10 protein-coding genes are annotated in these 15054 nt (G+C 71.5%); 7 read left to right on the forward strand and 3 right to left on the reverse strand.

Annotated features, from left to right (window positions below):
• Window positions 1-361: 361 nt before the first annotated feature.
• Window positions 362-1375: a hydroxyacid dehydrogenase gene (locus tag OG202_RS37920; protein ID WP_327727300.1), complete on the reverse strand. Its 1014-nt coding sequence runs from the start codon at window positions 1373-1375 to the stop codon at window positions 362-364.
• 692 nt (window positions 1376-2067) lie between these two features.
• Between OG202_RS37920 and OG202_RS37925 the strand changes: the two genes are divergently transcribed.
• From OG202_RS37925 to OG202_RS37940, 4 genes are all read left to right on the forward strand, one after another.
• Window positions 2068-3864 carry a putative Ig domain-containing protein gene (locus OG202_RS37925; RefSeq protein ID WP_327727299.1) on the forward strand — a complete coding sequence of 599 codons (1797 nt, stop codon included), beginning with the start codon at window positions 2068-2070 and terminating at the stop codon, window positions 3862-3864.
• A gap of 15 nt (window positions 3865-3879) precedes the next feature.
• Window positions 3880-7212 carry an alginate lyase family protein gene (locus tag OG202_RS37930; RefSeq protein ID WP_327727298.1) on the forward strand — a complete coding sequence of 1111 codons (3333 nt, stop codon included), beginning with the start codon at window positions 3880-3882 and terminating at the stop codon, window positions 7210-7212.
• A gap of 80 nt (window positions 7213-7292) precedes the next feature.
• Window positions 7293-8552, forward strand: coding sequence for an alginate lyase family protein (locus OG202_RS37935; protein WP_327727297.1), 1260 nt, complete (start codon window positions 7293-7295; stop codon window positions 8550-8552).
• A gap of 136 nt (window positions 8553-8688) precedes the next feature.
• Window positions 8689-10272, forward strand: coding sequence for a carboxylesterase/lipase family protein (locus OG202_RS37940; protein ID WP_328224248.1), 1584 nt, complete (start codon window positions 8689-8691; stop codon window positions 10270-10272).
• Window positions 10273-10327: 55 nt separating this feature from the next.
• Here the strand turns inward: OG202_RS37940 and OG202_RS37945 are convergent, their stop codons facing one another.
• The gene (locus tag OG202_RS37945; RefSeq protein ID WP_328224249.1) at window positions 10328-11083 is read right to left on the reverse strand and encodes a GbsR/MarR family transcriptional regulator; all 756 of its coding nucleotides are present in this window, start codon (window positions 11081-11083) and stop codon (window positions 10328-10330) included.
• Window positions 11084-11304: 221 nt separating this feature from the next.
• On the opposite strand from OG202_RS37945, the gene OG202_RS37950 reads away from it, so the two are divergent.
• The 3 genes from OG202_RS37950 to OG202_RS37960 are packed head-to-tail and all read left to right on the forward strand — an operon-like array spanning window position 11305 to window position 13782.
• Window positions 11305-11976, forward strand: coding sequence for a DUF4097 family beta strand repeat-containing protein (locus tag OG202_RS37950; protein ID WP_327727294.1), 672 nt, complete (start codon window positions 11305-11307; stop codon window positions 11974-11976).
• A gap of 55 nt (window positions 11977-12031) precedes the next feature.
• Entirely contained in the window at window positions 12032-13000 is a 969-nt protein-coding gene (locus tag OG202_RS37955; protein WP_327727293.1) for an ATP-binding cassette domain-containing protein, read from the forward strand.
• The gene (locus tag OG202_RS37960; protein ID WP_327727292.1) at window positions 12997-13782 is read left to right on the forward strand and encodes an ABC transporter permease; all 786 of its coding nucleotides are present in this window, start codon (window positions 12997-12999) and stop codon (window positions 13780-13782) included. The genes OG202_RS37955 and OG202_RS37960 overlap by 4 nt, the downstream gene beginning before the upstream one ends.
• A gap of 178 nt (window positions 13783-13960) precedes the next feature.
• Here the strand turns inward: OG202_RS37960 and OG202_RS37965 are convergent, their stop codons facing one another.
• Complete coding sequence (locus tag OG202_RS37965) at window positions 13961-15052, reverse strand: LacI family DNA-binding transcriptional regulator (RefSeq protein WP_328224250.1); 1092 nt, start codon at window positions 15050-15052, stop codon at window positions 13961-13963.
• Window positions 15053-15054: the final 2 nt, after the last annotated feature.

A 15054-nucleotide genomic window follows, 5' to 3' on the forward strand; every position in this document is an offset into this window, starting at 1 on the left:
GTAGACGATCGCGGAAGCGAGGGCGAGGGGGCCGAGGGGCGGCTCGGTGGGGCGACGGCGAGCGAGGCGGACCGTCAGCTCGGGTCTCGGGGCCCCTACGGAACGTTGTAGTAAACGGTTGCTGTGAAACGTAGGTCGCCTGATCGGCTCACGCAAGAGCGCGACGGCAAATTATTACGCCGGATTGTCGCTGGGGTTGCCGGAAGCGGACGTTCGGCGGCCGTTGTGTGACGGGGCGTTCCCAGGTCAGGGGTGTGCCGTGCGGCGGGAAGGCGGGCGCGAGCGCAGGGCTTGCGAGGGCGGGGTGTGAAAACGTTTACGCGGCCCGCGCATTGATTGCGCGCGAGGGTGGCGGGCCGGTTCAGGCGACCCGGGCCAGGTCCGTGTGCCGTACCTGGTGGGCCGGTGGCAGACCCGAGGCGAGACGCTCCAGTTCCTCGACGACGGTACGGCCGAGGCGCTCCAGCTCGTTGCCGAGGGAGCCCGCGATGTGCGGGGTGAGGAAGACGTTGGGGAGGTTGTAGAGCGGGGAGCCCACGGGCAGCGGCTCCGGTTCGGTCACGTCGAGGACCGCTTTGAGCCGGCCGGAGAGCAACTCGTCGGTGAGGGCGTCCGGGTCGACCAGGGCGCCCCGGGAGGTGTTGATGAGGACGCCGCCGTCCCGGATGAGCGCGAGTCTGCCGCGGTCGAGCATGCGGTAGGTCGCGGGGATGTCGGGGGCGTGGAGGCTGACGATGTCGCTGGTGCGCAGCAGGTTATCCAGCGCCATCGGCTCGGCGCCCAGCGCGGCGGCCTCCGCCGTGTCGACGTACGGGTCGTACAGCGAGACGGCGAAGTCGAACGGTTTCAGCAGGTCGAGGAGTCGACGGCCGACACGCGAGGCCCCGATGACGCCGACCCGGCGGCCGACGTTGCCGATGGCCGCGGTCTCGGCGGGGGAGGGGTAGGTGTGTGTCCGGCGGAAGCGTTCGCGCTGGTCGAAGGTGTCCTTCCCGGCCAGCAGGATCATCGCGAGGGTGTACTCGGCGACCGGCAGCGCGTTGCCGGCCACCGCGCTGGAGACGGTGACCCCGCTCTGCCACAGTGCCCTGCCGACCAGCGCGCGGACCGAGCCCGCGGCATGCAGGACGGTCCGCAGCCGGGGCACCGCCGCGAGTACGTCCGCGTCGAGGTGCGGGCAGCCCCAGCCGGTGATCAGCACCTCGGCCCCGGCCAGCGCGGAGGCGGCGGCGGGATCGGCGAAGTCCCGTACGACGAACTCGGGGTCGATCTCGACCGCCTCCCGCAGCCGTGCCATGAGCGGAGGCGGGAAGAGCAGGGGCAGATGCACCGGATCCATGGCGAACACGGCTCGCGTCGACTGGGCGCTGGGCATGACTCTCCTGGACAGCTGGGGGTGGACGGAAGGACCGCACGAGGCGGTGTGGTGGGGTTTAGAAAACGTCTTCTACCGTAGATCCGAGTCCGACGGGCGGTCAATCGCCATGATCGGGTGTCGTGCGCGGATCACCGCTGGGGGGCGTCCGTGAATGCGCAGGTCGTATGGCTGTGACGCGGGCGACGAGGTGGAGCCGGGCGAGGGTGCTTGGGAGGGGGATGGCCGGCGCTTCGGTGGGGGTGGAGGGAAACCGTGGTCTGGCGTAATCGGTTACCCCGTGTGGCCGGTTGCTGAAACGGCGTGGGGGCGGCGGGATCTTCTGTGGGTGCGCCCGGAGTCCGGAGCCCGGAGCTCGAAAAGGGCAACCGGTTCCCGTGGCTGTGAGGTCCGGGCGCCGATGGACCGGTCCGACGCGTCGACCGGTATGCGCGGCCGACCTGCCGTGTTCACGCTCTTCGGGGACTCGTCGACGCCACGCGAGAGGGTATACGGCCATGTCCCAGGGGTGGTGCGGAGTTTTCGAAAACTGGTCAAGGCCCTTGACGCACTTTGCGGTCAGGAACAAGCTCTGCCTCGTCGGCCGGTAGAAACCGGTTGTTGCGTGGCCGGTTCTCCGTACATCCCGCACAGCCCCGGGCCCGATCGCCCGGGAATATCTTCAACTCCCCTTGCACGTAAGGATGTTGCTCATGACCGACAGCCAGGGCCCCGGTCTGTCCCGGCGCACCCTCCTCCAGGCCGCCGGTGCCACGGCCGCCGCGTACTCCCTGCTCGGCGTGGCCACCGGCACCGCGAGCGCGGACGACGGACCCGAGGCCGCCGACCGGCTGGTGGTGTACCCCGTCCCGACCGGGCTGCCCCTCAACACCAGCTTCTCCGTCAAGGCCCGTACGCCCGGTGGCGCATGGCAGTCGGTGCCCGTGCTGCGGGTCCGTACGAAGACCATCAACGAGAAGACCGGCTCCGGCGTCGTGCGCAGCTCCTCGGTCGCCAACCTGGACTTCCACGGCACCGTGGAGATCCAGGTCACCTCCTCGAAGGGTGCCGTCCCCTCCGCGCGGATCCGCCCCCTGTCGTACGACCTCGCGCACGAGGTGAGCGGCGACACCATCACCTTCGCCCTCACCGAGCCGCGCAACCTCTCCATCGAGATCGGGGACGCCGACGGCGGCGCGTTCGACCTCTACGACAACCTCCAGCTGCACGCCAACCCGATCGAGAGGTGGCGGCCCGAGGAGGACGACCCGGACGTCATCTACTTCGGCCCGGGCATCCACACCGTCACCGACAACGTGGTGAAGGTGCCCAGCGGCAAGACGGTGTACCTGGCCGGCGGCGCGGTGCTCAAGGCGCGCGTGGAGTTCACCCACGTGGAGAACGCCCGTCTGCTCGGCCGGGGCATCATCTACGACTCGGACGCCGCGACCCTGGTGGCGTTCTCCCGCGACATCGAGATCGACGGCATCCTCGCGCTCAACCCCAAGACCGGCTACTCCTGCACCATCGGCCAGTCGCAGCAGGTCACCGTCCGCAACCTGCACTCCTACAGCTTCGGCCAGTGGGGCGACGGCATCGACGTGTTCAGCAGCGAGGACGTGCTGATCGAGGGCGTCTTCATGCGCAACAGCGACGACTGCATCGCCGTCTACGCCCACCGCTGGGACTACTACGGCGACTGCCGCAACATCACCGTCCGGAACTCCACCCTGTGGGCCGACGTCGCCCACCCGGTGAACATCGGTACCCACGGCAACCCGGATAAGCCCGAGGTCATCGAGAACATCGTCTTCAGCGACATCGACGTCCTCCAGCACCGCGAGCCGCAGGTCCTCTACCAGGGCTGCTTCGCCCTCAACCCCGGCGACAGCAACCTCATCCGGGGCGTCCGCATCCAGGACGTCCGCGTGGAGGACTTCACCTGGGGCCAGCTGCTCAACATGCGCGTGATGGCCAACCGGTACAACGCCTCACCGGGGCGCGGCATCGAGGACGTGTACGTCCGTAACCTGACGTACAACGGCACGCACGCCTCCATGGCCATCCTGACCGGCTACGACGCGGACCGGCCCATCAAGAACCTGACCTTCCAGAACCTGACGGTCAACGGCACGGTCGTCCACGACAGGATGAAGAAGCCCGGCTGGTACCTGACGACCGACATGGTCCCGATGTTCGCCAACGAGCACGTCCAGAACCTCCGCTTCCTGGACGCCGACACGCCCGCCGTCACCGCGGCCCCGGAGATCACCAGCGCGGGCGAGGCCACGGCCACCATGAAACGGGCCTTCAACCACCTCGTCACGGCGACCGGTCTGCCCACCTCGTTCGCCGCCGAGGGCCTGCCCAGGGGCCTGAGCATGGACCCGAGGACGGGCCTGATCTCAGGCGTCCCGTCCCGCCCCGGCTCCTGCACGGTCACCGTCTCGGCCACCAACAGCGCCGGTACGGCCACCAAGTCCGTCAAGCTCACCGTGCTGCACCCGTAGGACCAGGAGACATCTGTGCTTCCCCTCAGCAGACGGTCGTTCCTCGGCGCGGCCGGGTTCACGGCCGTGGCCGGCGCCGGACTCCTGTCCGCCTCCGCCACGGCCGCGTGGGCGGGCTCCACCGGAGCGACCCGCACCTTCACCCATCCGGGCCTGCTGCACACCGCCGCCGACCTGGACCGGTTGAAAGCAGCGGTCGCCGCGAAGGAATCACCGGTCCACGACGGCTATCTGGCACTCGCCGCCCACGCCCGGTCCAAGTCGACGTACACCATCCAGAACACGGGCCGGATCACGTCCTGGGGGCGCGGCCCGAGCAACTTCATGGGGCAGGCGGTCGCCGACTCGGCCGCCGCCCACCAGAACGCGCTGATGTGGTGCGTGACCGGTGACCGGGCCCACGCGGACAAGGCGCGGGACATCCTCAACGCCTGGTCGGCGTCCCTCACGATGATCACGGGCGCGGACGGACCGCTCGGCGCTGGCCTGCAGGCCTTCAAGTTCGTCAACGCCGCCGAACTGCTGCGGTACTCCGGCTACGACGGATGGACGGACGCCGACATCGCCCGCTGCGAGCGGTCGTTCCTCGATGTCTGGTACCCGGCGGTCTCCGGCTACATGCTGTACGCCAACGGCAACTGGGACCTGACGGCCCTTCAGACCGTGCTGGCCATCGGCGTGTTCTGCGAGGAGCCCGTCCTCTTCGAGGACGCGCTGCGCTTCGCGGCGGCGGGCGCGGGCAATGGTGGCGTCGCGGGCCGGATCGTCACCGCCGCCGGCCAGGGCCAGGAGTCCGGCCGTGACCAGGGGCACGAACAGCTGGCCGTCGGCCTGTTGGGCGACGCGGCGCAGGTGGCCTGGAACCAGGGCGTCGACCTGTGGGGCTTCGACGGTCACCGCCTGCTGGCGAACGCCGAGTACGCCGCCCGCTACAACCTCGGCGGCGACGTCCCCTTCACCCCCGACCTGGACCGCACCGGCAAGTACCTCAAGAAGACCGTCTCGGCCGTCGGGCGCGGCACCCTGCCGCCGGTCTACGAGATGTACTACGCCCACTACGCCGGAGTACGCGGCCTCGACGCCCCGGCTGTCGAGGCGGCTGTCTTCCGTGGTGCGAACGGCGCCCGGGTGGTCGAGGGCGGCAACGACGATCTGCCCGGCTTCGGCACCTTCGCCCACGCCGGGTCGGCGGCCCCCGCGTCGACTCCCGCACCGAGGCCTCCGGCCGGGGTGACGGCGGTGGGTGCCCGTGAGGCCGTGACGGTGGCGTGGCTGCCGTCGGCCTGGGCCACCGGGTACGACATCCTGCGGTCCACCCGCCCCGAGGGCCCCTACGAGAAGGTCGCCACCGGCCTCGACGAGCCGACGTACACCGACACGGACGTGCGCGGGGGACGGACGTACTACTACACCGTCACCGCCGCCAACTCCCGGGGTTTCAGCGGCACTTCGAGCCCGGCGGCCGCCTCCGCCGGTCTTCCGGAGCCCTGGTCCAGCCAGGACCTGGGGACGGTCCGGGTTCCCGGCTCCGCCGCGTTCGACGGCGAGCGGTTCGTGCTCCGGGCGAGCGGTACGGCGGACACGTACCACCTGGCGCATGTGCCGCTGCGCGGCGACGGCACCGTCACGGCACGGATCGTGTGGCCGCTCAGCTCCCAGTACTCCAAGATCGGCGTCACGCTCCGCGACTCGCTCGACGCGGGCGCCGTCCACGCCTCGATGCTGATCCAGGGGCTGCCGCTGCACACCTGGAGCGGGGTGTGGAGCGTACGGGAGGTGGCCGGGGGCGACATCTCGGCGACCGGCAGTACCCCCGTGCCGCCCTCCCAGCAGCAGGCCATCACCACGTCCGCCGCCTTCCCGATCTCCAGCCTGGGCACGCTGCCGCAGTCGGCGACACCGCTTCAGGCCCCGTACGTGGAGGGCGCGGGCGACGGCTACCGGCTGCGGGCCCCGTACTGGGTACGGGTGACCCGCAGGGGCCGCCGGTGCATCGGGGCGATGTCCCCGGACGGCATCCACTGGACCGAAGTCGGCTCCACCGAGGTCGAGTTGGGGCGTTCGGTGTACGCGGGGCCGGTCCTCACGTCCTGCCTGGGCGTGGACGAGGAGTACGCCGAGACGGGCACCGGGGCCTTCGACAACGTCAGCGTCGTGTCGGCCGCCCAGGGAGAGGTCTGGTCGGTGGCCCGTCCTGCCCGGCGGGTGACCGACCTCAGGGCCACCGCCGGAGCCGACGCGGTCGAGCTGGCCTGGACCGATCCCGACCTCTCCGCCCGCTACCGGGTGCTGCGTGCCACCCACGCCGACGGCCCCTATCTGACGATCGCGACCGGCGTCGCCCCGGTCGGCTTCGGCGCCCGCCTCCGGTACGCGGACGCCACGGGCGCCCCCGGCACGACGTACCACTACGTCGTCACCAAGACGAACAGCGGCGGACGAGGCCCGCGCTCGAAGCCGGCCGCAGCACCGACGCCGAGCCCTTCCCGTCCCCAACTCACCTCTTCCACCGGGGCGTTCGCCAATGCGGGAGACGCCTTCGCGTACCTGATCCGTGCCTCGCACGAACCCGTACGGTTCACCGCGAGCGGGCTCCCCGACGGCCTCCGGGTCGACCGGCGCACCGGTCTGGTCTCCGGAACCCCCACCCGGACCGGCGAGTTCACCGTCACCCTCACCGCCGGCAACGCGGCGGGCGACGGAACCGGCACCCTCACCCTGACCGTCGGCACACCCCCGCCCGCCCCCTGGACCTACGGCGACCTCGGCGACCCGGTCCTCGACGACCGGCTGTTCGGCACCCTCGGCGTGGTCGCCGTCAGCACCCCCGGCAGCACCTCCTACGAGGAGGACGGAACCTTCGTCGTACGGGGCGCGGGCGTCGACCTGACCGTCAACAACCAAGGGATGACAGGCCAGTTCGTACGGCGGCCGATCACCGGTGACTGCGAGGCCGTCGTCCGCCTGGACTCCCGGACCGGGGCCACCGCCGACCGGGTCGGGCTGCTGATGGCCAAGTCGCTGTCGCCGTTCGACCAGGCGGCCGGGGCGATCGTCAGCGGCGGGACCAGCGCCCAGCTCATGCTCCGCACGACCGTGGCCGGACGGTCGGCCTTCACCGGTGACGCCAAGGTCACCACGCCCTGCCTGCTGCGGCTGAAGCGAACCGGGACCCTCTTCGCCGCGGCGGTCTCCACGGACGGAGGCGTCACCTTCACCCCCCTCGCCGAGGGAGAGATCCCCGGCTTCGGTGACGCCCCCTACCACGTGGGCCTGGTGGTCTGCTCCCGCAGCCCGCTGACCCACGGCACCGCGCGATTCAGCGAGGTGAGCATCACCCCCACATAGGCGGCGCCGGGGGAGGGGCGGACAGGGACACCCGCCCCTCCCCCGAAGCCGCCGATCCTCCATGGACGGGAGACGCACCGATGAGCCGCACTTCCCCCCACACCGACCCCGAAGAATCCGCCCACGAAGGCGAGTTGAGCCGTCGCGGTCTGCTCAGGACCGCCGGCGGTCTCACCGCCGCCCTCGCGCTGGGCGCCGCCTCCGTCGCGACCACGGCGGAGGCGGCCCCGGCCACCTTCACCCACCCCGGCATGCTGCACGCCTACGGTGAACTCAACCGCGCGAAGGTGCGGGTGGCCGCCGGAGACGACCCGTGGCTGTCCGGCTGGAACCGACTGACGGCCAACTCCCACTCCGCGAGCACCTGGACACCCAACCCGCAGGCCACCATCATCCGCGGGGGAACGGGCCAGAACTACGGCATCCTCTACAACGACATCCACGCCGCCTACCAGAACGCGCTGCGCTGGAAGGTCGCCGGCACCACCGCCAACGGCGACGCGGCGGTCCGTATCCTCAACGCCTGGTCCTCGACGCTCACCAGCGTCACCGGCAACGCCGACCGGTTCCTGGCCGCCGGGATCTACGGCTACCAGTTCGCCAACGCCGCCGAACTCATGCGCGGCTACAGCGGATTCAACCTGGACCGGTTCAAGACGATGATGCTCAACGTCTTCTACCCGCTCAACAACCAGTTCCTGAAAAGCCACAACGACGCCTGCATCACCAACTACTGGGCCAACTGGGACCTGTGCACGATGAACTCGATCCTCGCGATCGGGATCCTGTGCGACGACGGCGCCAAGTACGACCAGGCCGTCAACTACTTCAAGAACGGCGCCGGGAACGGCTCGATCGCCCACGCCGTCCCGTACCTGCACACCGACTCCGCCGGCTACGCCCTCGGCCAGTGGCAGGAGGCCGGCCGCGACCAGGGCCACAGCGTCATGGGCATCGGCCAGATGGGCGCCTTCTGCGAGATGGCCTGGTCGCAGGGCGACGACCTCTACGGCTACGACGGCAACCGGTTCATGAAGGGCGCCCAGTACGTCGCCAAGTACAACCTCGGTCAGAACGTGCCCTTCACCAGCTACACCTGGGGCACCGGCCAGAACTGCGCCCAGCAAACCCACACCGCCGTCTCCTCCGAGAGCCGGGGCCAGCTCCGCCCGGTGTGGGACCTCGTCCACTACCACTACGCGCGGCGCCGGGGCCTGTCCGTCCCGTACATCACCGCCATGGCCGAGAAGGTCCGCCCCGAGGGCGGCGGCGGGGACTACGGCTCGACCAGCGGCGGCTACGACCAGCTGGGCTTCGGCACCCTGATGTACGCCAAGTAGCCGACGACCTGCCCCAGGGCCGCCGTCGCCCGAACGGCCGTCAAAGAACCGGCCCGACCGGAATACCGCGAAGGGATGTGGTGCTCTGAGGTGAACGACGGTTCACGAGCGGGCGGGCGTGAGGAGCTGGTGCGCGATGACGGCAGACCGGCAGGACCCCGTGGCCGGTACGCCGTACGGGGACGTACGCGGCACGTACGTGTACGGGGACGGCTACGAGGACGGTGTCGCGGTCTTCCGGGGCATCCCGTACGCGGCCCCGCCCTTCGGCCCCCGCCGGTTCCGCCCGCCCGTCCCGCCCGAATCCTGGGCAGGGGTGCGTGACGCCGTCGCCTTCGGCCCGACGCCTCCGAAACCGCCGTACTCGGAGGCGTTCGCCCGCTATCTGTCGGACCCCGTCGTCCCGGGCGACGCCTGCCTCAACCTGAACGTGTGGACACCGGAGCCGGGCCACGGGGCCCGGCTGCCGGTCATGGTCTGGATCCACGGCGGAGCCCTCACCCGGGGCTCGTCGGCGGTCCCGGTCTACGACGGCGCCTCCTTCGCCCGCGACGGCGTGGTGCTGGTGTCCCTCAACTACCGTTTGGGCGTGGAGGGCTACGGCCTCTTCCCGGACGCCCCGCCCAACCTCGGACTGCGCGACCAGCTGGCCGCGCTGAAGTGGGTGCGGGAGTCGATCGCCGGGTTCGGCGGCGACCCGGACCGGGTGACCCTCTGCGGCCAGTCGGCGGGCGCCATCAGTGTCGGCGCGCTGCTGGCCGTACCCCGCGCGCGGGGCCTGTTCCGGCGGGCCGTGCTGCAGAGCGGGCCGCCCGAGGCCCTGGACCGGGACAAGGTGCGCCGCATGGTTCGCCGGATGGCGACCCGGCTGAAGGTTCCGGCGACCGCCGCGGCCTTCGGCGCCGTGGACCGGTCCCTCCTCGCCGAGGCACAGGCCGAGGTCGGCCGCCTCAGCAGCCCCGTGCTGGGCGGCCCCGCCTTCGGCATCGTCGTCGACGGCGACCTGCTGCCCACCGATCCGCTGGAGGCCCTCACCGAGCACGGCGCGGCCCCGGGGATCGACCTCCTCATGGGCTGGACCCGCGACGAGCACCGTCTCTGGCTCGTCCCCGGCGGCCTCCAGGAGCGCGTCGACCGCCTCGGCGCGGTCGCGCTGACCGCCGCCCGCGCCCGCTGCCACTGCGGCCCCGAGCTCCCGCGGCGCTACCGCGACCTCCACCCCGACAGGGGCATGGCCGACCTGGTCGGCCGGCTCGTCACCGACCACCTCCTGCGCGTCCCCCTGCACCGCGTGGCGGACGCCCGCCTCGACCGGGCCCGCTCCTACCTCTACGAGTTCGCCTGGTCCTCCGGCGTCCCCGCCCTCGGCTCCTGCCACGCCCTCGAACTCGGCTTCGTCTTCGACACCGGCGACACCCCCGCCTCCGCCAGGCTCGCCGGCGAGAACGCCCCGCGCGACCTCGCCACCGCCCTGCACGGCGCCTGGGTCCGCTTCGCGACGGACGGCACCCCCGGCTGGCCGGCCTGGGACCCCTCCCGCCCGGTCCGTGTCTTCGACTCCCCGGACGACGGCCGGATCGCCCTCGGCCCCTACGACCCCGAACTCGCCCTCTGGGACGCGGACGCGAGACGCTCCCGCAGAGTGCAGGGCGCCGGCACCTTCGTCACCTCCGGCGGAGGCCCGCTCCCGGCCCTGCGCCGCTTCCGTCGAACTCCTTGAGGGGGTTCTCCGCTTCCCCCGTCGGCCGGCGGCGGAGACCGTCGAGACGGCCGGCCTATCCGTGGTCCGAGCCCGGCTCGGCTGGGTCGCCGGGGGGCGTACGGGGCTTGGTGTGCAGGATCTCGCGGGCCTGCTCCGCGGCGCGGGCGGTGCTCTCGGAGACGAAGTCGAGGAAGCGGGCGACGTTCTCCAGGCGGTCGGCGGCCGGAGTGCCGGGGCCGAGGACGCCGACGCCCTGCCGCGCGACCTCGACGAGCTGGGCGATGGCGCGGGCGCTGGCCAGCATCGACTGGTACCAGACGTCGTCGTCGACGATGTAGCGCTCACGGCGGCGTTCGCCCTGTTCCCGGCGGATCATGCCCTGGCTGTCGAGGAACGTGATCGCCTTGGAGACGGACGCCGGGCTGACCTGGAGGCGCTGGGCGAGTTCGGAGGCGGTGAGGCTGCCGGTGTCGGTGAGGGTGAGGCAGGCCATCACGCGGGCCATCATCGTGGGCATGCCCGAGGCCATCATGACGGTCGTGAACACCTCCTCGTACTCGCGTACGGCTTCGGCGTCGCGTCCGTGGGCCTGCTCGGGTGCCTGTGCCTCCCGGGGTGTGGTCTGCCTGCGCCGGTGGGCGCGGCGTTCCGTGGCGCGGTGGGCCAGGTCGGCGCGGTAGGCGGTGGGGCCGCCGTTGCGCAACACCTCGCGCGTGATGGTCGAGGTGGGGCGGTCCAGGCGTCGGGCGATCTCCGCGTAGGCGAGGCCGTCGGCCAGCCCCGTGGCGATCTGCTGGCGCTCCTGCTGGCTGAGCCTGCCTCCCGGCATCGCTGTCTCCTTCGTGCTCGTCGTGCGTCCACCATAGCGTTCACCCTCACTCTGTTGCAACGGAGTCGATGAGGGTCGTTGCGTTAGGCTCAAGGCCGTTGCAACAAATTCATGAGTTCTACCTGCATGAATAGGATTTAGACGCAACGAGTTCGTTGCGGGATATTTGAATGCAACGTAGCTTTTCCATCGTTAGAAACAACGAGCCGAAGGAGAGCACGATGCAGAAGTTCGACACCCCCGCCCCGGTCTCCGCCGTCCTGAACATCCCCGCCGGACGCGTGCAGCTCATCGCCGCCGACCGGGCCGACACCACCGTCGAGGTCCGGCCCGCCGACGCCTCCAAGGGCCGCGACGTCAAAGCCGCCGAGCGGACCACCGTCGACTACCGCGACGGGGTTCTGCGGATCGAGGCCCCGGAGGCGAAGAGCGAGCTCTTCGGCCCCTCCGGATCCCTGGAGGTGACGGTCCGGCTGCCGTCCGGCTCCCGCGTCGAGGCGAAGGCGGCCGGCGCCGAGTTCCGCGGCGTCGGACGGCTGGGCGACGTGGTCGTCGACGGCGCGCTCGGGCACGTCAAGCTCGACGAGGCCGCGAGCGCCCGCCTGACCCTGCTGGCCGGCGACGCCTCGGTCGGCCGCCTGGACGGCCCCGCCGACATCACCAGCGGCAAGGGCGACCTGCGCGTCACCGAGGCCGTGCGCGGCACCGTCACCCTGCGCACCGGGCACGGCGAGATCTCCATCGGCGCCGCCGCCGGGGTCTCGGCCTCCCTGGACGCCGGCACCTCCCACGGCCGGATCCACAACGCGCTGGTGAACACCGAGGGCGCCGACGCCCAGCTCGACATCCACGCCACCACCGGCTACGGCGACATCTCCGCCCGCAGCCTCTGACCCGCGACCTCCGACCCGCGACCTCCGACCCGCAGCCCCTGAAGGAGCACCCATCATGAGCAACCCGGCCATCGCGGCGAACGGGCTGCGCAAGTCCTACGGCGACAAGGTCGTGCTCGACGGCGTCGACCTGACCGTCCCCGAAGGGACGATCTTCGCCCTGCTCGGCCCGAACGGCGCGGGCAAGACCACCGCCGTCAAGATCCTCTCCACTCTCGTCTCCCCCGACCCCGCCTCCGGCGAGATCCGCGTCGGCGGCCACGACCTCGCCGCCGACCCGCAGGCGGTCCGTGCCGCGATCGGCGTCACCGGGCAGTTCTCCGCCGTCGACGGGCTGATCACCGGCGAGGAGAACATGCTCCTCATGGCGGACCTGCACCACCTGTCCCGGCGTGAGGGGCGCCGGGTCGCCGCCGGACTGCTGGAGCGCTTCGACCTGGTCGAGGCCGCGAAGAAGCCCGCCTCCACCTACTCCGGCGGCATGAAGCGCCGTCTCGACATCGCCATGACCCTGGTCGGCGACCCGCGGATCATCTTCCTCGACGAACCGACCACCGGCCTCGACCCGCGCAGCCGCCACACCATGTGGCAGATCATCCGCGAACTCGTCTCCGACGGCGTCACCGTCTTCCTCACCACCCAGTACCTGGAGGAGGCCGACGAACTCGCCGACCGGATCGCCGTGCTCAACGACGGCGGGATCGCGGCCGAGGGAACCGCCGAGGAGCTCAAGCGGCTGATCCCCGGCGGTCACGTCCGGCTCCGCTTCTCCGACCCGGCCGCGTACCGGAGCGCCGCCTCCGCGCTGAGCGAGGTCACCCGGGACGACGAGGCGCTGGCGCTGCAGATCCCCAGCGACGGCAGCCAGCGCGCGCTGCGCTCCGTCCTCGACCGGCTGGACTCCGCCGGCATCGAGGCCGACGAGCTGACCGTGCACACCCCCGACCTCGACGACGTGTTCTTCGCCCTGACCGGCTCCACCGTGCCCACCCAGCGCGACCAGCCCGAGGAGGCTGCCCGATGAGCTCCCTGTCCCTCGCCGTACGCGACTCGTCCACGATGCTGCGCCGCAACCTCCTGCACGCGCGGCGCTACCCGTCCCTCACCCTGAACCTGCTGCTCACGCCGATCATGCTGCTCTTGCTCTTCGTCTACATCTTCGGCGACACCATGAGCGCGGGCATCGGCGGCGGAGACCGCTCCGCGTACATCGCCTACCTCGTGCCGGGCCTGCTGCTGATGACCATCGGCAGCACCACGATCGGCACGGCGGTGTCCGTCTCCAACGACATGACCGAGGGCATCATCGCCCGCTTCCGCACCATGGCGATCCACCGCGGCTCGGTGCTCATCGGGCACGTCATCGGCAGCGTGCTGCAGTCGGTCGCCAGCGTGGTCCTCGTGGGTGCCGTCGGCGTGGCCATCGGCTTCCGGTCCACGGACGCCACGGCCCTGGAGTGGCTGGCGGCGTTCGGGCTGCTCACGCTCTTCGCCCTGGCGCTCACCTGGATCGCGGTCGGGATGGGACTGATCAGCCCGAACGCCGAGGCCGCGAGCAACAACGCGATGCCGCTGATCTTCCTCCCGCTCATCTCCAGCGCGTTCGTGCCGGTCGACGCGATGCCGGGCTGGTTCCAGCCGATCGCCGAGTACCAGCCGTTCACGCCCGCCATCGAGACCCTGCGCGGACTCCTCCTCGGCACCGAGATCGGCCACAACGGATGGCTCGCCCTCGCCTGGTGCCTGGGTCTCGCGGCGCTCGGCTACTTCTGGTCGGCCTCGAAGTTCCACAGCGACCCGGCATAACCGCCATGACGACCCAGGGCGGCGTACCCCGACACGGTGTCGGCGTACGCCGCCCCGTCCGTCCGCGGCCCAGCGGGTCCCCTGCCCCGAGCTGTCTTTCCGGGGGCGCGGGGAACTGCGCGACCGGCCACGAACAACCCGACCCGGCAACCCGCCCGCCCCCCCCGGCAACCCGCCCTCAGCCGGCAGACGCGACCCCGTCCCCCACCGCCCCCACCGCCCCCACCGAATCACGCACCACCACATGCGTCCCCAACAGCACGTGCTCGTCCGGCGATGCGCGCCCCCGCTCCCGCCCCAACGCCATCCGCACGGCAAGCCGCCCCAACTCCTCGTACGGCACACGCACCGTCGTCAGCGGCGGATACAGATCGCGCGCGAACGGAATGTCGTCGTAGCCCACCAGGGACACATCCCCCGGCACCGCCACCCCCGCCTCGCGCAGCGCGGTGAGCGCCCCCGCCGCCACCATGTCGGTCGCCGCCATCACCGCCGTGAAGTCGAGCCCCTCCGCCAACGCCCGCCGCATCGACCGGTATCCGGAGTCGCGCGTGAAGTCCCCGGCCAGCCGCAGCGCCGGGTCCGCCTCGACGCCCCGCGCGCGATGGGCCGCCAGATACCCCCGCTCACGCCCCTGCGCCGTCGTGTGCTCCGGCTTGCCGCCGAGGAAGAGGATGCGCCGGTGCCCCTGGGACAGGACATGCGCGCACAGGGCGTACGCGCCGCCCTCGTTGTCGTACTCGATGACCGTGACCGGCGCACCGGGGTCCAGCGGCGGCCGCCCGCACAGCACGAGCCGTGATCCGGCGGCCGCCAGCGCGTCGGCGACCCGGGCGGTGCGCGACCGGTACTCGGGGGTGTCCGCGCCGCCGCCGACCACGATGACCGCGGCGGCCCGCTGCGCCCGCATCGTCTCGATGAAGTCCCTCTCGTGCGCGGCGTCGCCGTCGGTGCTGCACACCAGGCAGAGATGGCCGAGCCGGGTCGCCTCGCGCTCCACGCCGTGCGCCATCAGCGCGAACGAGGGGCCGGTGATGTCGTCGAGGACGAAGCCGAGGGTGGGTGTGCCGACACCGGCGATCGCCTTGGCGCGGGCGTCGGCGACGTAGTCCAGCTCGCGGACGGCCCGCAGCACCTGCGTCCGGGTCGCCGCGCTCACCGGATAGGCCCCGCCGAGCACCCGCGACACCGTGGCCGCCGAGACACCGGCGCGCGCGGCGACGTCCCGGATCGTGCTGCGGCCCCCGCCGTCGGCGTTCTTCCTGGTCATAG

It is taken from the genome of Streptomyces sp. NBC_00310 (assembly GCF_036208085.1).
Lineage (GTDB): Bacteria > Actinomycetota > Actinomycetes > Streptomycetales > Streptomycetaceae > Streptomyces.

Excerpts from the sequence above, each read along its gene's own strand:
- OG202_RS37960 (WP_327727292.1), top strand. The coding sequence starts at position 12,997 with ATGAGCTCCCTGTCCCTCGCCGTACGCGACTCGTCCACGATGCTGCGC.
- OG202_RS37950 (WP_327727294.1), top strand. The coding sequence starts at position 11,305 with ATGCAGAAGTTCGACACCCCCGCCCCGGTCTCCGCCGTCCTGAACATC.
- OG202_RS37965 (WP_328224250.1), bottom strand. The coding sequence starts at position 15,052 with ATGACCAGGAAGAACGCCGACGGCGGGGGCCGCAGCACGATCCGGGAC.
- OG202_RS37925 (WP_327727299.1), top strand. The coding sequence starts at position 2,068 with ATGACCGACAGCCAGGGCCCCGGTCTGTCCCGGCGCACCCTCCTCCAG.
- OG202_RS37935 (WP_327727297.1), top strand. The coding sequence starts at position 7,293 with ATGAGCCGCACTTCCCCCCACACCGACCCCGAAGAATCCGCCCACGAA.
- OG202_RS37955 (WP_327727293.1), top strand. The coding sequence starts at position 12,032 with ATGAGCAACCCGGCCATCGCGGCGAACGGGCTGCGCAAGTCCTACGGC.
- OG202_RS37920 (WP_327727300.1), bottom strand. The coding sequence starts at position 1,375 with ATGCCCAGCGCCCAGTCGACGCGAGCCGTGTTCGCCATGGATCCGGTG.
- OG202_RS37940 (WP_328224248.1), top strand. The coding sequence starts at position 8,689 with ATGACGGCAGACCGGCAGGACCCCGTGGCCGGTACGCCGTACGGGGAC.
- OG202_RS37945 (WP_328224249.1), bottom strand. The coding sequence starts at position 11,083 with ATGCCGGGAGGCAGGCTCAGCCAGCAGGAGCGCCAGCAGATCGCCACG.